The organism is Gordonia metallireducens (genome assembly GCF_021245825.1).
GTDB lineage: Bacteria > Actinomycetota > Actinomycetes > Mycobacteriales > Mycobacteriaceae > Gordonia > Gordonia namibiensis.
In genome coordinates, this window is sequence record NZ_JAJQJP010000002.1 from 317,960 (window position 1) to 339,969 (window position 22,010).

Below are 22,010 nucleotides of genomic sequence, written 5' to 3' on the forward strand. Positions count from 1 at the left end.
CAGGTCGAGGCCAAGCGACCCGACCGTTGCACGAATGTCATGTGCAGAGCTGACCGATTCGGGACACCGGCGATCCGGACGGGTGAACACTGGCTCCATGAGCCGGAGGAGATCTGCTGTCGCGGTCGGCGCCGCCACCACCGCGGCGGCGGTTGTCGTTCGCGATCTGTTCCAGCGCAGACATTCGTTGCTACGCAACTACCCCCTGATCGGGCATGCGCGTTACCTGCTGGAGACCGTCGGTCCCGAGCTGCGCCAGTACATCGTCGCTTCGAACGACGAGGAGCGTCCGTTCAGCCGCGACCAGCGACGCTGGATCTATTCCTCGTCCAAGAAGGAGAACAACTACTTCGGGTTCGGCACCGACAACGACGTCGAGTACACATCCGGTTACCCCGTGATCAAGCATCGAACATTCAATCCGGGTTCGGCGCCGGCCTCGACACCCGAGGCCGGCCACGAGGTCGTGCTGCCCTGTGCAAAAGTTCTCGGCGAAGCGCGCCGGCGGAGGAACGCATTCCGTCCGGAGTCGGTGGTCAACATCTCCGGGATGAGTTTCGGGGCTCTGTCCGCGAACGCCATCGAGGCCCTGAATCGCGGGGCCGCCCTCACGGGCGCGCTGCACAACACCGGCGAGGGCGGGGTCTCGCCCTATCACCGACACGGTGGCGACCTCGTCTTCCAGCTCGGCACAGCCTATTTCGGCTGCCGAGACGCACAGGGGCGGTTCGACCTCACCCGATTGAAAGACCTCGTGGCCGAAGCCCCGGTCCGCGCCTTGGAGATCAAACTCAGCCAGGGAGCCAAACCCTGCCTGGGCGGCTTTCTACCCGGCCCCAAGGTCTCTGCGGAGATAGCCGCGACGCGCGGCGTTCCCGCCGGACGCGATTGCGTGAGCCCGTCACGGCATGCGGAATTCTCCGACGCGGACAGCATGCTCGATTGGGTCGAACTCTTGGCCGCCGAAACGGGACTGCCGGTCGGGATCAAATCCGCAGTGGGCGACATCGATGCGTGGTACCAGATCGCCGACCTGATGGCGGACACCGACCGTGGCGTCGACTTCATCACCATCGACGGAGGGGAGGGAGGCACCGGAGCGGCGCCCCTGTTGTTCTCCGACTCCGTGTCGCTGCCGTTCCTGCTCGGTTTCAGCAGGGTTTATCGGGTGTTCGCCGAGCGAAACCTCCACGAGCAGGTCACGTTCATCGGAAGCGGCAAACTGGGTCTGCCCGACAACGCGGTCCTAGCGTTCGCGCTCGGGTGCGACATGGTCAACGTCGCGCGCGAGGCGATGCTGTCGATCGGCTGCATCCAGGCCCAGAAATGCCACACCGACACGTGCCCGACAGGCGTCGCCACCCAGAACAACTGGCTCACACGAGGATTGGTGCCCGGCGAGAAGGCAACTCGAGTCGCGAACTACATCACGACGCTGCGGCGTGACCTGGTCAAGGTGTCGCAGGCGTGCGGAGTGGAGCACCCCGGACTCATCTCGACCGATTCAGTGGAGATCGTCGACGGCAGACAGGGGTCCAGCCCGCTGAGTGAGGTGTACGGGTACTCGCCGGGGATGGGTCTGCCATCCGAGGCGGATCGCGCCGCGGTGATCCGATTGATGCTCGGCCAGGGAAGCGGCGGGTCGGCGCCGCCATCGGCAGCGGGCCCGAGCTGAAGAGAGCACCGGGTGACCATCCCAACCCACCGGTTCGGTCGCTCAGTCCGGGTCGGTGAACCGCGGTTCGCGCCGGGCCATTCCGGCGTGCACGGCCTCGAGCTGGTTCGGTGAACCGATCAGCTCGACCTGCAGTTTGCTCTCGAGCAACAGCGCGGCCGACGGGTCGGCACCGGTCCATGTCTCGTCGTAGAGGCGCTTCGCGGCGCGGACCGCGTGCGGCGACATCGCCGCGATCTCGTGGGCGAGCTCCAATGCACGGGCGAGTGGGTCGTCGGCAGTACCGGTGACCAGCCCGAGCTCGTGGGCCTCGGCTCCGGAGAGCACACGGCCGGTGAAGGTGAGTTCCTTGGCGACGTCCGCCCGAAGGAGACGCGGAAGCGTCTGGGTGATGCCCATGTCCGGCACCAGACCCCACTTGACCTCCATGATGGACAGTCGCGCGTCGGGGGTGGCGTAGCGGATGTCGGCGCCGAGCGCGATCTGCAGGCCACCGCCGAAGCAGTTGCCGTGAATCGCGGTGATCACCGGTGCCGGCACGTGGCCCCAGTCGAGAGACACCCGTTGCGCATGGTTCCCGCGGTCTGCGTCATCGCGATCCAGCAGTGAGCCACCCAGTTCATCGCCGCCGAGGGAGGAGATGTCGAGACCGGAACAGAAACTCTTCCCGGCTCCGTGGACGACAACCGCCCGAATTCGACGATCCGCCGCCAGTTCGCTTGTCACGGCCAACAACGCATCGAACATCGCGGGGTCCAAGGCGTTGTGCTTCGCCGCTCTGTTGAGCGTGACCGTCGCGACGCCCGCATCGTCGACATCGAGCAGAATCCGTTGTTCCGTCATCGTCTTCACCACCTCGCTGTGTGTCGTCCGCCGTGCAATGAGCCCGGCCGCGTACTCCGAGCGCTTACACTACGGCCGTGGCGGAATCTGTCTGGGAATTCACCGAATCCGATGGTTCGGTTGTCGTGCACACCGACGTGGGCGGACGGGCGGCGCGCACCGGCCACCGACTGGCGATCGCGATGCGCACCTGGTCGGCGTCGGTGACGCTGACCGACCTCGTACCGACGAACCTGAAGGCCGCGATCTCGGTCGACTCGCTGCATGTGGAATCCGGGGAAGGCGGACTCACCCCGATGACCGGGGCCGAGAAGTCGCTGGCCCGGGTGAACGCCCTGAAGTCCATGGACGCCGAGAAGTACCCCGAGATCGCCTACGAGGCAAGCACTTTCAGAGCCACGGACGACGGTTACCACGCCGACGGAGTGCTGACGATCCACGGCAGGTCACGCCCGCATGCGCTGGACCTACAGGTCGTCGAGACCCCTGATGGCTGGCAGATCTCGGCCGAGTCCACCGTCACCCAGAGCGACTTCGGGATCAAACCGTACTCATTGATGATGGGCACACTGAAAGTCGTCGACGACGTCCGCATCGTCGTCGAGGCCGCCCGCACTCGCTGACCGCCGAAGAGACGCACGCCGGGCCGAGCCCGGTGCCGGCGCCATCCCGGTCGGTACGCTCGAAGGTGCCCGATTTGTCGGCCAGGCCCGCCCGCGCTCAGCGGCCTGGGCGGACGAGTCCGTCGGACACGCACGAGCTGGAGAGAACCATGGAAGCACTGATCTTGATCGCCCTCATCGTCCTGATCGTCGTCGGGGTGGTGGTCGTCGCACAGCAGCGCTCCGGCACCAACGCCGCTCGGACCCTCGACGATGCAAAGGCCGACGCGCGACAAGCCATCGAACGTCTCGGCGGGCAGGTGTTCATGCTGGTGGGCGACGGACCGGCCTCTAAGCAGGCTCTCGCTGACGCCGGGGAGCGCTATACCGCGGCGGGGTCACAGATCGAGCAGGCCAACTCGCCCGCGCAGACGCGCCTGGCCAAGCAGACCGCCATCGAAGGTCTCTACTACATCCGTGCGGCGCGGGTCGCGATGAACCTCGATCCCGGTCCCGCCATCCCCGAACTCGAGGGTCAGCAGAGCGCAGGCAAGGTCACCGAGGATCGGAAGGTCGAGTTCGAAGGGCGTCAGGTCGAGGCGTCGCCCAACCCGTCTGATCGGACGCCGAACTACTACCCGGGTGGCCGCGTCGCCGGACGCCCGGTTCCGGCCGGTTGGTACTCCGAGCCCTGGTGGCGGCCGGCACTCGTGGCGGGTGCCTGGGGAGTCGGGTCGATGTTCCTGTTCTCCGCGATGTTCTCCGGTATGGCCGGCGTTCCGTACGACGCTCAGGGCTTCGAGAACGGTGTCGGTGACGGATCCGACATGGGCGCCATCGACGGCGGCGCCGGAGGGGACGACTTCGGAGGTGATGCCGGCGGCGACGGCGGTTTCGGCGGAGACGGTGGTTTCGGCGGAGACGGTGGCGGCTTCGGAGACTTCGGGGGCGGCGGTTTCGACTTCTGATCGACTGTCGGACCTTCACACAGCCCTGATCACCGGTGGCCGGCGCGCGCGTAGCGATCGGCCAGGACGCCCAGGTGTTCGACCAGTTCGGCGGGGCGCTCGACCTCGAAGTCGACGTCGAGTCGTGTCAGGGTCGCAGCGACCCCGGTGAGGCTCTGTCCCCCGAGTATTGCGCGACAATTCTCGTCGTCGATCGGTGAGATCGTCCCCTCCGCAGGCGCCACCTTGCCTGCCACCTCGTCTGCGCCGGCGTGGAGAATCACTGACGCGCGGTGGGCCCAGTGCGGTTCGCGGAGACGATTGCCGACGTATACGGCGATGTCGTCGGCCGGCAGCGCCCGCTCGGCGAATCGCGGCCCGAAATGCGGGTTACGCGGCGCGATCTGCTCTACGGCAAAGAGTTCCCAGTCGGTCTTCCCGACGTCGTATCCGAGGAGGTACCAGCGATGCCCACGGTTGACGAGCCGATAGGGCTCGACGTCGTGGGTGGTGAGGTCGTCGGGGTCGTAGGTGAATCGAAATCGCTCGTGCCTGCGACAGGCCTCGGCCAGTGTGGTCAGTCGCGTGGGATCGGTGATCGGGATCGGTTCCTCGTGGGGGAGCGGAACCATGAAGTGACTGAGATCGCGGACGTGCTGACGGAGCCAATCCGGCAGCGTCCCTTCCAGTTTCGTGAGGGCACGCAGTGAGGTCTCTTCCATCCCGCCGATGATGCAGTTCACCCCGGTCCGAAGTCCGACTGCGACAGCGACCGCTTCGTCGGTGTCGAGCAGCAACGGCGGCAATTTGTTGCCGCCGTGCCCGAGCCGGTAGCCACCGATCCCGCCGCGCGTCGCTTCCACGTCATAGCCGAGCTCGCGGAGCTTCTCCATGTCCCTGCGGACGGTCCGCCCGCTCACGCCGAGACGTTGCGACAGCTGGGCGCCCGTCCACTCCTCGTGCCCTTGCAGGAGAGACAGAAGCCTGAGTAGTCGAACCGACATCGACGACATGGGTTCCAGCGTGGCACCGGAATAGGACCTTCGCCAGCCTAATCACCGTTTAGGGTAGCCGCTCATGGCAGTGCCACCGACCAGCTCCGACGAGAGGAAATGCCCATGACCACTGATTACGTGTTCCGAACGGGCTCCGACAACGGCCGAATCCAGGTGGACACGCTTGCTGCGATGCTGGACCCGACGACGACGCGAGCCCTGGCCGAATGTGGTGCGGTGTCGGGCCGGCGGTGCCTGGAGCTCGGCGCAGGCGGCGGTTCGATCAGCCGCTGGCTCGCGAACCGAGTCGGGCCGAACGGAACGGTCGACGCCGTGGACGTCGACACAAGCCATCTCGTCGAAGCACCCGGACTCACTGTGCACACCATGGACCTCAACGACGGACTTCCCGACGGCGGCCCCTACGACCTCATCCACGCCCGCATGTTGATGATGCATCTTCGACGCCGGCGCGAGGTCTTCGATGCACTCGTCGCGAAACTGGCGCCCGGCGGATGGCTGGTCCTCTGCGACGCGACCGGCCTTCCGCCCACCGCCGTGGCAGCCCGGCACGATGCCGATCGCGACCTCTTCGACCGCGTCCTCGAAGCCGGGACAACCCGCGTGGGCCCTGCCGTCGGGATGGATCTGCAGTGGGCCCATGCCGCCGGCGACCACATGCATCGTGCCGGGCTGACAAACGTACGTGAAGAGGAGTTCCGGTTCACCTCACCCGGCGGGTCCGATGGAATGCTCTACTACCGCAGCCTGGTTCAGCAGCTCGAACCCCTCCTGACCACCTTCGGGTTCACCGAGGAGGAACTGTGGCGGCTCGAAAACGTCCTGCTGGACCCGGTTTTCGCGGCGTGGTCGTATCAGTTCGTCATCACCGTCGGTAGGCGACCGCCGACGCCGTGCACGGAATCCTCGCGGGCTCGTGACCGCTGAGGCCGAGCGCGACATCCGTCACACACGCCGTGGTGGGGCAGGGCTTGATGACACCAACGCTTGGTCAGATCCTGGACCGGGAGGGTGCCGACGCAGGCGCTGTCGAGGCCCATCGCCTATCGGGCATGGAGAACGCTAGACGTCGACCGGTTCGATCGACACGGCACTCGCCGTCAGTTCTTCACCGCACCGGTCACATGCCAGGCGCGGACGGAACTCATGACCCGTGCCGCGGTGCGTGAAGATCAGCGCGGGACCTTCGGGAGCACGGAACCAGCGTTGGCCCCAGGTGATCATGAAGACGACAACCGGGAAGAAGGCCACCCCCTTGGGGGTCAGGCGATAACTGACCCAGTCCGGGCGGTCGGGATTGGGTTCGGTGTCGATGGCCCCCAGCCGGACGAATCGCGCCAGCCGATCGGCGACCATTGTCGGTGGAGCGCTGGTCCGTTCGGAGAACTCGCCGAACCGTCGAGCACCAAGGAACAGTGCGCCGAGTATGGCCGCAGACCACCGGTCACCGATGAGCTCCATGGTGTGCGGGATGACCTGGGAAGGCTGTTTGGCTCCCGCCGAGCGTCGTCGGGTGATCGAAGCGGGCACGCTCCGTGGCCACGCACCGCTCGGACCGAGTTCCGCAACGACGTCGTGGGCCTCGACGCCTGCGCCGCACTCGCCACACGTCGTTGCGGGGGAGAGGAACTCGCCGCATCCTATGTGCCGCATCCGCGGTAGCGGGGGAGTCGCCGGTGGCGCCCACGTCTGCTCCCACGCCCACATCGTCAGCAGGACGGTCCAGATGTCGGCGCCGCGGCGAGTCAGCACGTATTCGTAGCGGTCCGGGCGGTGGGCGTACTGCACGCGGTCGAACAGGCCCTTGTCGGTGAGCGCCCCCAGGCGCGAGGACAACACGGAGTTGGAGATCGCACCTTCGCGCATCCAGTCGCCGTATCGTTTGGCACCTTCGACAGCGTGCCGCAGGATCCACAGATTCCACTCGTCGCCGAGGATGCCGAGGGTCACCGCGATGGCATTGTCGCCGCCGGGCTCCAGGCTGGTGAAGCTGTCGCGGTCTGGTTCCACCTCGAAGACCCTAGTCAGCTCGACGAGGCTGTGTCGTCACCGGGGAGCCGACGACGAAGCTCACGACCGTCGTGGTGCTCCCGCCGATGTTCAGCGTGGCCGCACGACGTGCGTCGTCGACCTGGTAATCACCTGCGCCGGCGACGATCTGACGATGACAATCGAGGAGCATGCGGATTCCGGTGGCGCCCACCGGGTGTCCTCCGCCGAGCAGACCACCGCTGGGATTCATCGCGACCCGGCCGTCGATCTCGAGCTCGCCGGATTCGATCGCCTTCCAGCTCTCACCCGGCGCGGTGAGTCCGAAGTGGTCAATGGCCATGTACTCACTGGTCGTGAAACAGTCATGGGTCTCGATGACGTCGAGGTCGTCGACGCCTGCGATGCCCGCCCGACCGAAGGCATCGGAGATCGCCTGGCGGACATGGGGAAACATCAACTCGTCGTCTGCACTGCGGGCCAGCTTGTCCTCCAGGAGCAACCCGACGGTGCGATGGCCCCAGCCCAGGATTGCCGACAAGCCCGTCGTCTCGAGTTCCGGGTGCGCCCGTCGGTATCGATCGGAGACCAGCACGACGCCGGCACCGCCGTCGGTGAGTGGACCGCAGTCGATCTTGCGGAGGTGACCCTCGACGATCGGGTTGGCGGTGTCGTCGGCGGTGAACGACTCCGGTACGTGTTCCCAGCCGCGAGTCTGGGCGAGCGGATTCCGACGTGCGTTGCGGGAGTTCAACTCTGCGATCTGCCACAGATGCTGCGGATTCAGCCCGTAGCGCTTGTCGTATTCCTCGGCGATGCGGCTGAACATGTACGGCCACATGAAGTTCGCGTCCTGACCTTCTTCGCCGATCCACGCCGCGCCGGCCATGTTGCGCGCCCCGTCGTCGCCCGGGACGTTCTTCTCGAGTTCGGCGCCGACGACGAGCGCACAGTCGTAGCGTCCGGACTCCAGATCTGCCATCGCGGCGAGAATCGCCAGAGACCCGGACGCACAGGCACCCTCGTGCCTGCTCGCCGGGATGCTCCACAGCTCCGGGACGACCGACGCAGGCATGGCGCCGAGGTGCCCCTGACCGGTGTAGACCTGCCCGAAGGCATTGCCCACATGGATCACGTCGATGTCGCCGACCGGTATTCCCGACGCCGACACCGTTCCCGACACGACCTCATCGAAGAGCTCGGGGAGTCCACGCCCCTCCTTGGTGAGGTTCCGGGCGAAATCGGACTGGTATCCGCCGGTGATCCATACCGTCCTGTCAGTCATCTCGCCGCACGCCTTCCTCACGCAGTGGAACTACAACAGCGAGAGTAACCACATCAGGCGGCTGATGGTAACCCTTGACAGGTTCACGCAGGTCGGTCACTCTCGTAACTGTAGTGACCGCTCCGAAGGAAGTTGAGTCGATGGAGATCGAGGTTCTGGGCAAGCTGCTGTCGACGCTGCCCGCCGACGACGACCACCCGTATCGCACCGGCCCGTGGCGTCCTCAGACCACCGAGTGGAAGGCCGATGACCTGACGGTCGTCGCCGGCGAGATCCCCGCCGACCTCGACGGCGTGTACCTGCGCAACACCGAGAATCCGCTGCATCCGGCGGTCAAGAACTATCACCCTTTCGACGGCGACGGCATGGTCCACGTCGTCGGCTTCCGCGACGGGAAAGCGTTCTACCGCAACCGATTCGTACGCACGGACGGAATGCTGGCGGAGAACGAGGCGCAGCGTCCGCTGTGGGCCGGTACCGCGGAGATGCCCGATTGGGCCGAACGCGAAGACGGCTGGGGTGCTCGGCGACGGATGAAGGATGCGTCGAGTACCGACATCGTGGTGCACCGGGGCACCGCCCTGTCCAGCTTCTGGATGTGCGGCGACCTCTACCGCCTCGATCCGTACTCGGCGAGGACGTTGGGCAAGGAGTCCTGGAACGGCGCATTTCCCTACCATCTTGGAGTGTCGGCCCATCCCAAGGTCGACGACCGGACCGGCGAGATGCTGTTCTTCAACTACGGCAAGGAAGCGCCGTACATGCACTACGGCGTGGTCGACGAGAACAACGACCTCGTCCACTACGTCGACATCCCGCTGCCCGGCCCCCGGCTGCCACACGACATGGCGTTCACCGAGAACTACGCCATCCTCAACGACCTGCCCATGTTCTGGGACCCGGAACTACTGGAGCACAACGTGCATTTCCCGAAGTTCCACCGGGACACCCCGTCGCGGTTCGCCGTCATCCCACGGCGCGGACAGCCCTCCGACATCAAGTGGTTCGAGGCCGATCCCACATACGTGCTCCACTTCGTGAACGCCTATGAGGTCGGCGAAGAGATTGTGTTGGAAGGGTTCTACCAGGGCGAGCCCGAGCCGACAGCCGACGGAATCACCGACAAATGGCAGCGCGCCTTCCGTTACCTGGCGCTCGATCACTTCCAGTCGCGCCTGCACCGCTGGCGGTTCGATCTCCGGACCGGTCAGACGACCGAAGAACGACTGACCGACACGATCACCGAGTTCGGCATGATCAACGGCGGCCACGCCGGCAGCAAGCACCGCTATGTGTACGCCGCATCCGGCGTCGACGGATGGTTCCTGTTCAACGGGCTCGTCCGCCACGACACCGAGACCGGCGCCGAGGAATCGTTCCACCTCGGCGAGGGGGTCTTCGGCAGTGAAGCGTCGATGGCTCCGCGCGTCGGCAGTACAGGTGAGGACGACGGCTACCTGATCACTCTCACCACCGACATGAACGACGACGCGTCCTACTGCGTCATCTTCGACGCGGCGCGTGTCTCCGACGGCCCGGTATGCAAACTCGCACTCCCCGAACGCATCTCCAGCGGAACCCATTCCACCTGGGCAGCGGGCAGTGAGCTACGCCGGTGGCGGGAGACCGACACCGCCGCCGAGGCGGTCGGCCTCTAAGTGAAGACGGTTCGCTCGTCGCTTGCTCGCGACGTCTACGTATACGACGCCGTCCGCACGCCGAAGGGCCGCGTACGTCGCTCCGGCGGAACACTCGCCGACGTCCCTGCCCACGAGTTGCTGGCCGGCCTGTTGCGCGCGCTCGCCGCGCGCGGCCTCGACCCGCACGTCGTGGACGACATGGTCATCGGCACCAGCACCGCAGCCGGAGAACAGGGGAGTGCCATCGCACGCGCCGCGACGCTGTGGGCCGGCTGGCCCGACACGGTGCCCGGCGGCGTGGTCTCGCGTCTGTGCTGCTCCGGCATCGACGCCATCGGATCCGCAACCGCACGAGTCGCATCCGGAATGGCCGACGTGGTCGTGGCGGGCGGCGTGGAGTCGATGTCGCGCGTGCCGTTGCTGCACGACAAGCCGGCGTTCGCGTTCGACGGCGACCTCCGTGACCGGACCGGCTTCGTGACGATCGGCGTCTCGGCAGATCTGACCGCCGCCGACGCCGGGATCACCCGCGACGAGCTCGATGCCTACGCGGTCCGCTCACATCACCGAGCTGTCAAGGCCCCCACATCCATGTCGGTCGTTCCGGTGATGTCGCGCTGGGCGACCCTCGCCGGCGACGAAGGAGCCCGTGCTGACGCCGACGCCGTCGGATTCGGCGCTCTGCCGACGCTTTTCGGGGACGACCCGTCCTGGGATCTGGTCGCCTCCCGGCTGCCGGATTCGACGCGTCCGGCCGGTGGCCTCCACACCATGGCCACTGCTCCGCAACTTGCCGACGGCGCGTCGGCAGCCCTGCTGGGCGGCGCGGAGTCGGAGCAGACCCTGGGATCGCATCCTCGGGCCCGCATCCTCGCCGTCACCCAGGCAGCGGTCCGGTCGCCCAGACTGACCGCCGCGGTCGACGCCGCACGAAAAGCACTTGCGCAGACCGGCCTCCAGCCAGACGACCTCGATGTCATCGAGGCAAACGAATCCTTCGCCGTGTCTCCGATGCTGCTGACCCGCGAACTCGATCTCGACCCCGCCCGGGTCAACCCGAATGGCGGCGCGTGCGCCACCGGACACCCGCTCGGCGCGACCGGTGGTGTGCTGCTGGTGAATGCGCTCGATCACCTGGAGCGCACCGACGGAGAAATCGCATTGCTCACGATTCCCGGCGGCCTCGGACTCGGCGCCGCAGCGATCGTCCAACGACTCAGATAGGCCGACGGAATGGCGAGAAAATGCCAGTACTATGCTGTGGCCTTGTTGCGGACCGCCGCGAGCTGCGACGCGATCGGTACGCCGAGATCGGCAAGTGCATCCCGGTCGACCGGCAGCCCCTGTGCCAGAACACGTTTGCTGAACATGAACTCTTGCGGTCGATTGACGCAGTCGGCCGCGATCAGGTGTCCCTCTCGCAGGTAGAAACATGCGAACTCACGGTCCGTCGTCGGGTCCCCGCGCAGGACGACGGTGTCGTACCCGGTGTTGAGTCCGGCGATCTGCAGCTTGAGGTCGTACTGATCGGACCAGAACCACGGAAGGGCCGAGATCGTGGTCTCCTTGCCGCACATGGTGGCCGCCGCGACCTTGGCCTGCTCGCCCGCGCTCGGCACCGACTCGAGCCGAGTCTTCCCGTAGCGCACGTCGTGGTAAGTGACGCAGTCACCGGCCGCGGTGATCTGGGGATCGCTGGTGCGGCCCTGCGCATCGACGATGATGCCGTCGTCGACGGCGAGCCCGGCCTCGTGCGCCAGTTCGACGTTCGGCCGGACACCGATCCCGACGATCACGAAATCCGCCGGGACCGTCTCGCCGTCGGTGAGACGCACCGCGGTGACGCGACCGGTTCCGTCGTCGCCTTCCAAGGCGACGACGGCCGCATCGGTCTTGATGTGGACGCCCTCAGCTTCATGGATACGCCGAAAGAAGTCGGAGACCTCCGGGGCCGTAACCCGCTGCAGGACACGATCGGCTGCCTCGACGACGGTGACGTCGAGACCGAGTTTGCGCAGCGAAGCCGCGGTTTCGAGTCCGATGTAACCACCGCCCACGATCACGGCGCGCCTGCTGCCCGGAACGTCGGCGCGGATCGCCTCGACGTCCTCGGCGGTCCGCAAGTAGTACACGCCACGGAGTTCGGCTCCCGGAATCCCCAGGCGCACAGGGCTGGCACCGGTACACAGCGCGAGTCGGTCATACGACACCGACTCGCCATCGCTCAGAACGACGCGCTGGTCGGCACGATCGATGCGTTCTACCCGGGCACGACGAATCCGGATGTTCTGCTTGTCGTAGAACTCGTTTCCGCGGATCAGCAGGTCATCGATCCCGACAGTGTCCGCAAGGTACGTCTTGGACATCGGCGGCCGGTGGTAGGGCAGGTACGGCTCATCGCCGATCAGGACGATGTCACCGTCCCAACCCGACGACCGCAGCTGGGCACTCAGTTGGGCGCCGGCGTGGCTGGCGCCGATCACGACGGCACGTCCCGAGGTCATGACGGTGTCTTCGGCGTGAGTTCGACCATCAGCTTGCTGTACCCACGGACGAAGTTGGACTGCACGTACTCGGGCTCCTCGAGCACCTTGATGTCGTCGAAGCGGTGCAGCAGTTCCTCCCAGAGGATCCGGAGCTGCAGTTCGGCGAGACGGTTGCCCATGCACCGGTGCACGCCGTATCCGAAGGCCATGTGGTTCCGCGCATTCGGGCGGTCGATGATGAGCTCGTCGGCTCGCTCGAACTTGCTCTCGTCCCGGTTGCCCGAGGCGTACCACATCACCAGCTTGTCGCCCTTGCGGATGAACTGCCCGTTGAGGATGGTGTCCTTCGTGGCGACCCGCCGCATGTAGGCCAGCGGAGTCTGCCAGCGGATGATCTCCGAGACCATGTTGGGGATGAGGCTCGGGTCGGCCTTGAGCTTGTCGAATTCGCCGGGGAACTTGTTCAGTGCGTAGACACCGCCCGACATCGAGTTGCGCGTGGTGTCGTTTCCGCCGACGATCAGCAGCGTCAGATTGCCGATGAACTCCATCGGCCGCTTCACCAGGTCCTTGGTCTTCTCATTGGACTGCAGCATGCTGATGAGATCGAATCCCGGTGCCTCCCCGGCCTCCAGACGCGCAGCCTTGTCATGCCACAGTTCGGCGAACGCGCGGACCATCTCCAGAGCGGCCTGGAACACGACGTCGGGGTCGCTGCTGCCGCCGGTCGCCTCCTCGCTGCCGGCCGCCAGGTCGGACCAGCGCACCAGCTTACGGCGTTCGTCGTACGGGAAGTCGAGGATCGTCGCGAGCGTCCGCGCCGTGATCTCGACCGAGACCCGATCGACCCAGTTGAACGGTTCGCCGACGGGAAGGTTGTCGAGAACCTCGCACACGCGTTCCCGGATCAGCCCTTCCATCTCCTTGAGGTTCTTCGGTGCCACGACGCCCTGAACCGCCCGGCGCTGCTCGTCGTGTCGGGGCGGGTCCATCGCGATGAACATCTCGACGTCGAGACCCGGTGGGGGAGTGCCGATCACGATGAAGGGTTCGGCCGAGAAGGTTTCATGGTCCTTGTCGACGGTGAGGATGTCGTCGTACCGGGTCACCGACCAGAACGGGCCGAAACGACTGCTCGCCTGATAGTGGACCGGCGCCTCGTCGCGAAGGCGGGCGAAGTAGGGAATCCACTGACCCTGCCGGTACATGAACGGGTTGCTCATGTCGATCTCGTCCAGACCGACTTGGTCCACCGGCGGGATGGGCTTCTCCACATAGGATTCCGGCCGCGTCTCGCCGAGCAGCCGAGCGCGGGTCTTGTGGAAGAGCTGGAGGCCCTGAACCTGACGGTCCAACGGGATGTTCGCCTGCACCGTCTCAACGACGCGGTCGAGGATCTGCATCAGTGGTTCTCCGATCGGTTCAGAACTGGAATTCGGGAAGATTGACGACGAGACCGTCGTGTACGGCGGAGAGTGCGATCTGACACGACAGTCGCGAGTTCTCCTGACAGTCAGGATTCATCTCGAGCATCTGCGCTTCGGTGGCGTTGCGACTGCCGGTCGCGGCGGCCCACTGGTGGTCGATCATCACGTGGCAGGTGCCGCAGGCAGCGTCTCCGCCGCAATCGCCATCGATTCCCGACACCGCGTTGTCGGTCGCGACCTGCATCAGGTTCTGACCCTCGACGAACGGGACTTCCTGCTTTTCTCCGTCGTAGGTGATGAAGGTGACGGTGGCCATGAGTTCCTCCTTGAATACCGCCCTGGGCTGTGACGGTCACCACTAGGTGTTGGCAGTGTCAACATAGAATGAACCACGATGTTGTCCCTGTCAACATACATTGGCATGAAAGGAGGTCGTGTCGGGTTCACCCAGGTCGGGGGACTGGCCCAACCTCGGTAGAGTGACCGCCATGGCATCGGAGCGCACCACCTATCACCACGGCAACCTTCGCAATGCCCTCATCGACGAGGCATGGGAGCTGGCGCGCAGTAGTGCTCCCGAGAAGGTGACCATCCGCGAGGTGGCGCGGCGCGCCGGCGTTTCCCACAACGCCGCCTATCGGCATTTCGCCGATCGTCAGGAGCTGATGACGTCGATTGCCGACCGCGCCCTCGCAACACTCGCCGATCTGATGCGCCAGCGGATCGCGACGGTCTCCGATGACGAGGCACCCGAGGAGGTCGCGCGCTCCCGATTCCGTGAGACCGCGCGAGCTTATGCCCTGTTCGCAATCGACGAACCGCATCTGTTCCAGGTCGCCTTTCACGCCGAGTTCTCCCGACCGGGCGTCAATCCCGACGTGTCGGCGCGCCGCGACGGCCCATACGCCATCCTGCACAGCGTCCTCGACGAGATGGTGACCGTGGGAGAGATCCCGCCCGAACGCCGCCCGGACTCCGAGATCGTCTGCTGGGCAGCGGTTCACGGATTCGCCGAGCTCTGCATCAAGGGACCTCTCGGACTGTTGCCCGAGGCCGAACGCGAGAACTACTTCGATCGGCTCATCGGCACGATCCTGCACGGACTCAAGGCGCCGCTCACCTGACACCGGCCGCCGATGGCGCTCATCGCGGATGACCCGTCATGAACTTCTGTGTCGCACGACGATTCGACTTCTTCCGGATTGCCCACCCGCGGCGTCGAGCTGACGTATGTTCACCTGAACCCAATGCCGAGGGAATCGGGTGTCTCCGCACGGGCGAGTCCGCAGTCGATGCACTGCTGCGGAACGATCGGACACTGCGGAAGAGGTACCGGATGTCAGCCAGGGGTCGCCGGAGCCGAACGACGCGCATGATCGCGGCCATCACCGTCAGCGGGCTGGCGGCCGTCGGAACCGCTTGCGCCCAGCCCACCGACGCGGGCACAGGGGAGTCGCTGCGGATCGTGCTGGGTTCGCCCCCGCCGGCGTCGCAGATACCGCTGGTGTACGGCGTCGGGGAGTACGGACGCGATTCCGGGCTGGACCTCAGCGTCGACGGGAACGTGACGATCACCGGCACTCACATCGACGCGGTGAAGACCTTGTCCGACGGCGATGCCGAGGTTCTCGCAACGTCGTCTCGGCGATTCTCGATGCGCGGGAGCGGGGCGAGGATCTGAAGGTGTTCTGCCCATACGTCAGCATGGACGACTTCGTCCTGGCCGGCGCCAATGGCGTCGACACGGCCGGCCAGCTGTTCGAGCCATAGACCCGGGTGGGCGTCGACAGCCCGGGCGGCGCAGGGGCCATCGTTTTGAATGCGCTGTTGAGCGGCATCGGTGAGGCGCGTGACGTGCACGAGATCCCGAATCCGCGAATCATCGAAAACGCAACCGCCCGAACGGAAGCCTGGGCCACCGGACAGCTCGACGCCACCGTCATTCACGACACGCAGTTCGACGCCGCCCGATCGACGGTGGACCGACCGGTGTTGATCGCCACGCTCTACGAGAACGCCCCAGGTTTCCTCAAGGTGGCCCAGGCCGCCGAGGCGGGCTGGCTCGCACAGAACAGAGAACTGGCCGCGCGATACTGTGCCACCACGCTGCGGGCGATGACAACGCTGAAGAGCGACTTCGCACTGTTTCGAGCGGCGGTCGGCGAGTACGTCGACGAACCTCCGTCCGAACAATCGCTTCGAGAGCTCTACGACCTCATCCAGAAATATCCGTTCTGGACAGAGGATGGCGGGCTCTCCGACGACAGCGTGGGGTTCATGATCGACATCGCGACCGAGTCGGGCGTCCTGACCCAGCCGATGAACGCCGGCGATGTCGTCGACCGGGAGACGCTGCGTCGGGCGGTGGAGCTCGCGAACACGCCGTCGAGAGGGTAGCCCTACGGCTTCTCGGAGGGCACGTCATTGCGGTCCGAGTCGGGCCCGGGCGCTCGGCGTTCCTGCTCGACCAGTTCCTTGGTCCGCAGCAGACGTAGGGCCGTTACCAGCACGATGCCACCGATGATGTTGAACGCCACGGTGTACCAGAACCACGACAACCAACCGACGACGGTGACGCCGCCGCCGACCTGGATCGCACCGAAGATGAGCAGCGAGTCGAGGACGGAATGGAACAGCTGTAGACCCGCGAGCAGAAACGCCGTTCCGACAGTCGCCGCGATCTTGGCCGGGTCGGACGACGTGCCCTGCTGCATCCGGGTCAGCAGAGTCATGACGGCTCCACCGAGGACCGCCAGGCAGATGCTCTGCAACGACAACGGGGCGTCGACGAAGTGATGTGCCGACTCTGACAGCGTCTCGTTCCATTCCGGAAACGATCGCGTGATGAGCCACATGATGACCCAGCCGCCGAGGAGGTTGGCCAGCAGCGTACCGACCCAGAGCTTGATCAGCTGAAGGACAGATCCCTTACGCGCCACCACCGCGGCGATGGGCATCAGGAAGTCCTCGGTGAACAGCTCGCTGTGCGCGAGGTAGATCGCGATGAGTCCGATACTGAAGGCGAGGCCGCCCAAGAGGTGGCTGCCTGTCTCGTGGACGACGGCCAGCATCGCCATGACACCGAGTCCGACCTCCAGCCCGCCGAAGAAGCCGGTGATGAGCACTGTGCGCACCGCCCGGTACAGGCGTTCGGTGCCCTCGGTCACGACTTCGTCGAAACTCTCCTCGAGCTGCTGTTCGAGGGGGCCGTCCGCGCGACCGGCCGCGCGCCGATCGTCCTCGTGGTCGCGCTGGTTCGCGGTCATCGCGCGATTCCTCTCGGAACGCGGGGCAGGCGGCACGCGCCGCCCCTGGGCGGTCCCGCGCTGCTGCAGGTGCGACCCAAATGCTACGCGTCGTCGACGACCACCCAGGGGAACCGACCGGTGCGCAATCGGCGTGTTTCACCGGCGATCAGGGGCATGCGGCGCGAAGGGGCATCCGAACGGGTTGCGACGCAGTGGTTTCCGGTCCGCGGGCCACTGTCCGTGGGGAGTGTCAGGCCGGCTCCAGCGCCCGGTTCGCCTTCTCCAGAGCGGCGAGCGTCCGCAGGATCGAATCCCGCTTCGCGGTCAGGTCGGACACCTTGGCCTTGCCACTCAAGCCGGAGTCCTTCTGCGCGATCGTCAGGCGCTCCTCGATCTCGGCGAGCTGCGCGAGCAGGTTCTTGGCGCGGCTCATGAGTTCGGCGCGGTCCGGCCGGGTGACCCCGGACTTGTCGTTCTGGGCCTTCGGGGCCGGCGTCTTGTTGCTCGCCTTCGAAGCGGTGGTCGCGGTGCGGGTCGCGACGCGCTGCCCGGGCCTGGACTTGGTGCGCGTAGGCGTCTGCGAGCGGGTCTGGTTCAGCAGCACTCGGGCCTCGCGCGCGGCCACGCGGTGTTCGTGTTCTTCCTCGTCCTCGGAGGCGAGCGATCCACCCAGGGGCCGCAGGCCGTACAGGCCGACGAATTCGCGGGCCGCAGCGATGGTCTGCTCTGCGGTGCGGCAGCGGCCGCACCGCGGTTCGCCACGGAGTTCGGCGATGTCCTCGGTGGACGAGCACCACACGCATACACGCGGAGTGAGGTCGGTCATGAAAGCATCGTCAGCAGCGGAATTCACGTGAGAAAAGACTACGGCACATGGCTTTTCGTTCTGCAGCGGGGTTGCACCCTCACTCCGACGGGTGGTCCGGAGGACGATCTTCCGAGGACGCCGCCGCCTCGATGACCTCCGCAAAGGGCGACGATGTCTTCGCCGCGACCCATGACAGTCGACGGCGGCGACTGTCATGGGTCGCCCAGACGGTATCTAGCCGTCCAGGATGCGCGCGTCACTGTCCGCGAGTTGGTCGCGTGAGGTGTCCTTGAGCGCGACTCCGGATCTCCCGAGTTTCCGGGCGCCGTCCACCAGGGCCGCGGTGACCGCGGCGGCGGTCGTGTAGTCGAGACCGTCGGGCGGGTGGATGTTGGAGATGCAGTTGCGGTCAGCGTCATGGCGTCCCGCCTGCGGAAGATGGGTGAGGTAGATGCCGAGACTGTCGGCGACCGACAACCCGGGGCGTTCGCCGATGATCATGATCATCGTCTGGGCACGGAGGGCTTCGCCGATGTGGTCGCCGAGCGCGACCCGGGCCTGGGTCGCGATCACCGGGGGAGCGAGCGAGTAGCGCTCGCCGAGGGTGTCGAGGAGCGCTTCGAGCAGTCCACGCCCGTGGTCGGCGAGTGCGCGCGGCGAGAGTCCGTCGGCCAGCACGATGGCGAGGTCGGCGCCGGCGTCGGGCAGGTGAGACAGGTCCGCGGGCTGTCGTCCGAGATCCGGTCGCCTCAGGTACTCGCCGCGGGAGTCGGCCTGGCTCCGCACATGCAATGCCGGTTCGATGTCGAGCTGGCTGATCTGCCGGGTCAGGTCGTCGACGTCGAGGGGTTCGTGCACGGCGTCGCGGGCAGCAGAATGAGCAGCCTTGAATTCGAGCACTCGACAGGAGGGGAGTGAATTCCCGGCTCGGCCCAGCCCGATCCGCGCCTGCGTGGTCAGTCGTAGGTCGGCCCAATGGTCCTCGGCCGGTTGGTTGGCTGCGTTCATCGGGCCACCGTCAGTGAGCGCAGGGGAGAGTTGACCATGTCGACGGGCAGGATTCGTCCGTCGGTGTCGGCCATCCCGAGGCCGGCCAGCCAGGTCTCGAATTCGGGCGCGGGACGTAGGCCGAGTGCCTGACGCACGTAGAGCGCGTCGTGGAAGGACAGGCTCTGGTAGCCGAGCATGACGTCGTCGGCGCCGGGGACGGCGATGACGAATGCTGCGCCGGCGACGCCCAGCAGGGTCAGCAGTGTGTCCATGTCGTCCTGGTCTGCTTCGGCGTGGTTGGTGTAGCAGACGTCCACGCCCATCGGGAGGCCGAGGATCTTGCCGCAGAAGTGGTCTTCGAGTCCGGCACGGATGATCTGTTTCCCGTCGTAGAGGTACTCGGGTCCGATGAACCCGACAACGGTGTTGATCAGGAGTGGTTCGAGAACTCGCGCCACCGCGTATGCCCGTGTTTCCAGGGTCTGTTGATCTACGGGTTTGCCGCCGGTGCCGAGATGCGCATTCGCCGACAGCGCGGAGCCCTGCCCGGTCTCGAGGTACATCACGTTGTCCCCGACGGTGCCTCGCTTCAGGGATCGGCCGGCTTCGTTGGCTTCCCGCAGGATCGCCATGTCGATCCCGAAACTTCGGTTGGCGCCTTCGGTTCCGGCGATCGACTGGAAGACGAGGTCGACCGGTGCGCCTTTCTCGATCAGGTCCACGGTGGTGGTGACGTGGGATAGGACGCAGGATTGCATTGGGATCCCGAAGCGCTGCCGGATGTCGTCGAGCAGGTACAGCAACTCCGACGTGGCGTGAGGTGAGTCGGTAGCCGGGTTGATGCCGATCACCGCGTCTCCGCAGCCCATCAGCAATCCGTCCAGAGTCGCTGCCGCGATACCGCGCGGATCGTCGGTCGGATGGTTGGGTTGCAGTCGGGTGGCGATGCGCCCTGGGAGACCGACCGTGGTGCGGAACGCCGCGGTGACCGTCGCGGCCGCGGCAACCAGGATCAGGTCCTGGTTGCGCATGATCTTCGACACGGCGGCGACCATTTCCGGGGTCAGCCCTGGTGCCACAGCGGCGATCTGATCGGCACTGTCTGCGCGAGTCGAGGTCTCGAGGAACCAGTCGCGCAATCCGCCGACGGTGAGATGTGCGATCGACTGGAACGCCACCCGGTCGTGGGTGTCGATGATCAGTCGGGTGACCTCGTCGGACTCATACGGGACGACTTGTTCCTCGAGGAAGGCTGTCAGCGGTAGATCGGCGAGTTGCCATGCCGCAGCGGCCCGTTCGGCATCGGACTCGGCGGCACACCCGGCGAGTTCGTCGCCGGAGCGGCGTGGAGTGGCCTTGGCCATGAGTTCGACCAACCCGTCGAAGGTGTAGGTGGTACCCGAGATCGACTGGGTGTAGATCATCGCAGGTCGTCCTCCGCCTCGGCGAGGGCAGCGAACTCCTCGTCGGGAGAGTTGGCGACGAGCTTGTGGCGGCTGTACACGGCGAAGTAGAGCATGAACAGGGCGAACACCCCGAGGCAACACAAGGCCGCCACCACGTCGACGAGGAACGTGGCGATGACCGCGATGACCGCGACGACGAGGGCGAAGCCGGTGGTCACGACGCCGCCGGGAGTGCGGTACGGGCGCTTCATGTCCGGCTCGCGGCGACGGAGAACGATGTGGCTGACCATGATCAGCACGTAACTCGACGCGGCACCGAAGACGGCCATGTTCAGCAGGAGGTCGCCCTTGCCGGTCAGGGACAACAGGAAGCCGATGACCCCGGGCACGATCAGTGCGAGCGTGGGCGCCTTGCGTCGGTTGGTCACCGACAACACCGTCGGCAGGTAGCCGGCTCGGGAGAGTGCGAACAACTGGCGCGAGTAGGCGTAGATGATCGAGAAGAAGCTCGCCACCAGACCGGCGAGTCCGATGTAGTTGACCACCTTGGCCATCGACGAGTCGCCCAGAGCCTCGACCAACGGGTTCCCCGACTCCGACATCGGACCGGCACCACCCGCGCCGGTCGTGAGGAACAGCACGGTCACGCAGGTGACGAGCAGGACGCTGATCGCGGCGATGATGCCCCGCGGAACATTGCGTTCGGGATTGGCGGTCTCTTCGGCCGCCAGCGGTACACCTTCGATCGCCAGGAAGAACCAGATCGCGAACGGAATGGCCGCCCAGATACCGATGTAGCCGAACGGAAGGAAGGACGACGACCCGGCGGCGTCGTTGGGTGCGATGTCGGTGAGGTTGGCGACGTCGAAGTGTCCGATGGCGGTGATGGCGAAGATGATCAGACCGACCAACGCGATGGCGGTGATCGCGAACATCACCTTCAACGCCTCACCTGCGCCGGACAGGTGGATTCCGATGAAGATCATGTAGACGACCAGATACACCCACCAGCCGTCGGTGATCCCGAACAGGTTCAACGACTCGACGTAGGCGCCGATGAATGTCGCGATCGCCGCAGGGGCAATCGAATACTCGATCAAAATCGCAGTGCCCGTGGCGAATCCACCCCATGGGCCGAGTGCGCGACGGGCGAAGGTGTAACCACCGCCGGCCGCAGGCAAAGCCGAGGACAGCTCGGCCATTCCCAGTACCAGACACAGGTACATAGCGGCGATCACGACCGCGGCGATCGCGAGACCGCCGAAGCCGCCGTGTCCAAGACCGAAGTTCCAGCCCGAATAGTCGCCGGAGACCACGTAACTCACACCTAGACCGGCGAGCAGCAGCCAACCGGCGGTGCCGCCCTTGAGCTGCCGCTTGGCGAGATAGTCCGCCGACTCCGCGTGACTGTCCACGCCACCGATGTGGTGGTGCGGACTCTGAGATTCGTCGATAGCCATGACCGGCCTCCTCGGGACAGGACCTGGACCCAGTTACCCAGGCCACAGTGATCCGTAAACGTGACGCCTGACATTAAGGCGAGCAACGTTGCAACCAGGTTGGTCAGGTGGTGGGCTGTCCGAAAGGGCAGGGAACGTAGCGGTGAGACGTCGGGACAGACATGCCGCCCGATCGGCAAGACTGGGCG

21 protein-coding genes are annotated in these 22,010 nt (G+C 65.9%); 9 read left to right on the forward strand and 12 right to left on the reverse strand.

Annotation, left to right across the window (positions count from 1 at the left end; genetic code table 11):
- The first annotated feature begins 97 nt into the window (after positions 1–97).
- On the forward strand, positions 98–1,675 hold the full coding sequence (locus tag LQD00_RS01450) for an FMN-binding glutamate synthase family protein (RefSeq protein WP_232715330.1): 1,578 nt from the start codon (positions 98–100) through the stop codon (positions 1,673–1,675).
- Between the two features lie 42 nt (positions 1,676–1,717).
- Here LQD00_RS01450 and LQD00_RS01455 read toward each other — a convergent pair whose 3' ends face one another.
- Positions 1,718–2,518: a crotonase/enoyl-CoA hydratase family protein gene (locus LQD00_RS01455; protein WP_232715331.1), complete on the reverse strand. Its 801-nt coding sequence runs from the start codon at positions 2,516–2,518 to the stop codon at positions 1,718–1,720.
- Between the two features lie 77 nt (positions 2,519–2,595).
- Between LQD00_RS01455 and LQD00_RS01460 the strand changes: the two genes are divergently transcribed.
- A complete protein-coding gene (locus tag LQD00_RS01460) occupies positions 2,596–3,141 on the forward strand; it encodes a YceI family protein (protein ID WP_232715332.1) in 546 nt (181 codons plus the stop codon).
- 149 nt (positions 3,142–3,290) lie between these two features.
- The gene (locus tag LQD00_RS01465) at positions 3,291–4,088 is read left to right on the forward strand and encodes a DUF1542 domain-containing protein (protein ID WP_232715333.1); all 798 of its coding nucleotides are present in this window, start codon (positions 3,291–3,293) and stop codon (positions 4,086–4,088) included.
- A gap of 29 nt (positions 4,089–4,117) precedes the next feature.
- Here the strand turns inward: LQD00_RS01465 and LQD00_RS01470 are convergent, their stop codons facing one another.
- The gene (locus LQD00_RS01470; protein ID WP_308195912.1) at positions 4,118–5,080 is read right to left on the reverse strand and encodes a helix-turn-helix transcriptional regulator; all 963 of its coding nucleotides are present in this window, start codon (positions 5,078–5,080) and stop codon (positions 4,118–4,120) included.
- Positions 5,081–5,185: 105 nt separating this feature from the next.
- Here LQD00_RS01470 and LQD00_RS01475 point away from each other — a divergent pair, with 105 nt between their 5' ends.
- A complete protein-coding gene (locus LQD00_RS01475; RefSeq protein ID WP_232715334.1) occupies positions 5,186–6,010 on the forward strand; it encodes a class I SAM-dependent methyltransferase in 825 nt (274 codons plus the stop codon).
- Positions 6,011–6,145: 135 nt separating this feature from the next.
- Here LQD00_RS01475 and LQD00_RS01480 read toward each other — a convergent pair whose 3' ends face one another.
- Together LQD00_RS01480 and LQD00_RS01485 are read right to left on the reverse strand one after the other, a co-directional pair.
- Entirely contained in the window at positions 6,146–7,093 is a 948-nt protein-coding gene (locus LQD00_RS01480; RefSeq protein ID WP_232715335.1) for a winged helix-turn-helix transcriptional regulator, read from the reverse strand.
- 10 nt (positions 7,094–7,103) lie between these two features.
- Positions 7,104–8,357, reverse strand: a complete 1,254-nt coding sequence (locus LQD00_RS01485) for an acetyl-CoA acetyltransferase (protein WP_232715336.1) — start codon at positions 8,355–8,357, stop codon at positions 7,104–7,106.
- A 140-nt stretch (positions 8,358–8,497) separates the two neighbouring features.
- Here LQD00_RS01485 and LQD00_RS01490 point away from each other — a divergent pair, with 140 nt between their 5' ends.
- Both LQD00_RS01490 and LQD00_RS01495 read left to right on the forward strand, forming a co-directional pair.
- Positions 8,498–10,015 (forward strand): carotenoid oxygenase family protein, encoded by a 1,518-nt coding sequence (locus LQD00_RS01490; protein ID WP_232715337.1) that lies wholly within the window; start codon positions 8,498–8,500, stop codon positions 10,013–10,015.
- Complete coding sequence (locus tag LQD00_RS01495) at positions 10,016–11,221, forward strand: thiolase family protein (protein WP_232715338.1); 1,206 nt, start codon at positions 10,016–10,018, stop codon at positions 11,219–11,221. It begins immediately after the preceding gene.
- A gap of 29 nt (positions 11,222–11,250) precedes the next feature.
- Here LQD00_RS01495 and LQD00_RS01500 read toward each other — a convergent pair whose 3' ends face one another.
- From LQD00_RS01500 to LQD00_RS01510, 3 genes are read right to left on the reverse strand one after another with little or no spacing between them, the layout of a single operon-like run.
- The gene (locus LQD00_RS01500; protein ID WP_232715339.1) at positions 11,251–12,501 is read right to left on the reverse strand and encodes an NAD(P)/FAD-dependent oxidoreductase; all 1,251 of its coding nucleotides are present in this window, start codon (positions 12,499–12,501) and stop codon (positions 11,251–11,253) included.
- Positions 12,498–13,886, reverse strand: coding sequence for a cytochrome P450 (locus LQD00_RS01505; protein WP_232715340.1), 1,389 nt, complete (start codon positions 13,884–13,886; stop codon positions 12,498–12,500). Before LQD00_RS01505 ends, LQD00_RS01500 begins: the two co-directional genes overlap by 4 nt.
- Positions 13,887–13,905: 19 nt before the next feature.
- On the reverse strand, positions 13,906–14,226 hold the full coding sequence (locus LQD00_RS01510) for a 2Fe-2S iron-sulfur cluster-binding protein (protein ID WP_232715341.1): 321 nt from the start codon (positions 14,224–14,226) through the stop codon (positions 13,906–13,908).
- A gap of 172 nt (positions 14,227–14,398) precedes the next feature.
- Here LQD00_RS01510 and LQD00_RS01515 point away from each other — a divergent pair, with 172 nt between their 5' ends.
- The 3 genes from LQD00_RS01515 (at position 14,399) to LQD00_RS01525 (ending at position 16,307) form a co-directional block, all read left to right on the forward strand.
- A complete protein-coding gene (locus tag LQD00_RS01515; RefSeq protein ID WP_232715342.1) occupies positions 14,399–15,034 on the forward strand; it encodes a TetR/AcrR family transcriptional regulator in 636 nt (211 codons plus the stop codon).
- 248 nt (positions 15,035–15,282) lie between these two features.
- Positions 15,283–15,591 (forward strand): hypothetical protein, encoded by a 309-nt coding sequence (locus LQD00_RS01520; protein WP_232715343.1) that lies wholly within the window; start codon positions 15,283–15,285, stop codon positions 15,589–15,591.
- 95 nt (positions 15,592–15,686) lie between these two features.
- Positions 15,687–16,307, forward strand: coding sequence for a substrate-binding domain-containing protein (locus LQD00_RS01525; protein WP_232715344.1), 621 nt, complete (start codon positions 15,687–15,689; stop codon positions 16,305–16,307).
- Positions 16,308–16,309: 2 nt separating this feature from the next.
- Here the strand turns inward: LQD00_RS01525 and LQD00_RS01530 are convergent, their stop codons facing one another.
- The 5 genes from LQD00_RS01530 to eat all read right to left on the reverse strand — a co-directional run bounded on the left by LQD00_RS01530 (position 16,310) and on the right by eat (position 21,822).
- Positions 16,310–17,176: a formate/nitrite transporter family protein gene (locus tag LQD00_RS01530; protein ID WP_232715345.1), complete on the reverse strand. Its 867-nt coding sequence runs from the start codon at positions 17,174–17,176 to the stop codon at positions 16,310–16,312.
- Between the two features lie 232 nt (positions 17,177–17,408).
- On the reverse strand, positions 17,409–17,984 hold the full coding sequence (locus tag LQD00_RS01535; protein ID WP_232715346.1) for a hypothetical protein: 576 nt from the start codon (positions 17,982–17,984) through the stop codon (positions 17,409–17,411).
- A 216-nt stretch (positions 17,985–18,200) separates the two neighbouring features.
- Positions 18,201–18,974: an ethanolamine ammonia-lyase subunit EutC gene (eutC, locus tag LQD00_RS01540; protein WP_232715347.1), complete on the reverse strand. Its 774-nt coding sequence runs from the start codon at positions 18,972–18,974 to the stop codon at positions 18,201–18,203.
- Entirely contained in the window at positions 18,971–20,380 is a 1,410-nt protein-coding gene (locus LQD00_RS01545; protein WP_232715348.1) for an ethanolamine ammonia-lyase subunit EutB, read from the reverse strand. The genes eutC and LQD00_RS01545 overlap by 4 nt, the downstream gene beginning before the upstream one ends.
- Positions 20,377–21,822 carry an ethanolamine permease gene (gene eat, locus LQD00_RS01550; RefSeq protein WP_006864924.1) on the reverse strand — a complete coding sequence of 482 codons (1,446 nt, stop codon included), beginning with the start codon at positions 21,820–21,822 and terminating at the stop codon, positions 20,377–20,379. The genes LQD00_RS01545 and eat overlap by 4 nt, the downstream gene beginning before the upstream one ends.
- Positions 21,823–22,010 lie beyond the last annotated feature (188 nt).

What these genes read in the sequence shown, in the direction of transcription:
- LQD00_RS01450 (WP_232715330.1), top strand. Translation starts at nt 98, where the DNA reads ATGAGCCGGAGGAGATCTGCTGTCGCGGTCGGCGCCGCCACCACCGCG.
- LQD00_RS01455 (WP_232715331.1), bottom strand. Translation starts at nt 2,518, where the DNA reads ATGACGGAACAACGGATTCTGCTCGATGTCGACGATGCGGGCGTCGCG.
- LQD00_RS01465 (WP_232715333.1), top strand. Translation starts at nt 3,291, where the DNA reads ATGGAAGCACTGATCTTGATCGCCCTCATCGTCCTGATCGTCGTCGGG.
- LQD00_RS01470 (WP_308195912.1), bottom strand. Translation starts at nt 5,080, where the DNA reads ATGTCGTCGATGTCGGTTCGACTACTCAGGCTTCTGTCTCTCCTGCAA.
- LQD00_RS01475 (WP_232715334.1), top strand. Translation starts at nt 5,186, where the DNA reads ATGACCACTGATTACGTGTTCCGAACGGGCTCCGACAACGGCCGAATC.
- LQD00_RS01485 (WP_232715336.1), bottom strand. Translation starts at nt 8,357, where the DNA reads ATGACTGACAGGACGGTATGGATCACCGGCGGATACCAGTCCGATTTC.
- LQD00_RS01490 (WP_232715337.1), top strand. Translation starts at nt 8,498, where the DNA reads ATGGAGATCGAGGTTCTGGGCAAGCTGCTGTCGACGCTGCCCGCCGAC.
- LQD00_RS01500 (WP_232715339.1), bottom strand. Translation starts at nt 12,501, where the DNA reads ATGACCTCGGGACGTGCCGTCGTGATCGGCGCCAGCCACGCCGGCGCC.
- LQD00_RS01505 (WP_232715340.1), bottom strand. Translation starts at nt 13,886, where the DNA reads ATGCAGATCCTCGACCGCGTCGTTGAGACGGTGCAGGCGAACATCCCG.
- LQD00_RS01510 (WP_232715341.1), bottom strand. Translation starts at nt 14,226, where the DNA reads ATGGCCACCGTCACCTTCATCACCTACGACGGAGAAAAGCAGGAAGTC.
- LQD00_RS01515 (WP_232715342.1), top strand. Translation starts at nt 14,399, where the DNA reads ATGGCATCGGAGCGCACCACCTATCACCACGGCAACCTTCGCAATGCC.
- LQD00_RS01520 (WP_232715343.1), top strand. Translation starts at nt 15,283, where the DNA reads ATGATCGCGGCCATCACCGTCAGCGGGCTGGCGGCCGTCGGAACCGCT.
- LQD00_RS01530 (WP_232715345.1), bottom strand. Translation starts at nt 17,176, where the DNA reads ATGACCGCGAACCAGCGCGACCACGAGGACGATCGGCGCGCGGCCGGT.
- LQD00_RS01535 (WP_232715346.1), bottom strand. Translation starts at nt 17,984, where the DNA reads ATGACCGACCTCACTCCGCGTGTATGCGTGTGGTGCTCGTCCACCGAG.
- eutC (WP_232715347.1), bottom strand. Translation starts at nt 18,974, where the DNA reads ATGAACGCAGCCAACCAACCGGCCGAGGACCATTGGGCCGACCTACGA.
- LQD00_RS01545 (WP_232715348.1), bottom strand. Translation starts at nt 20,380, where the DNA reads ATGATCTACACCCAGTCGATCTCGGGTACCACCTACACCTTCGACGGG.
- eat (WP_006864924.1), bottom strand. Translation starts at nt 21,822, where the DNA reads ATGGCTATCGACGAATCTCAGAGTCCGCACCACCACATCGGTGGCGTG.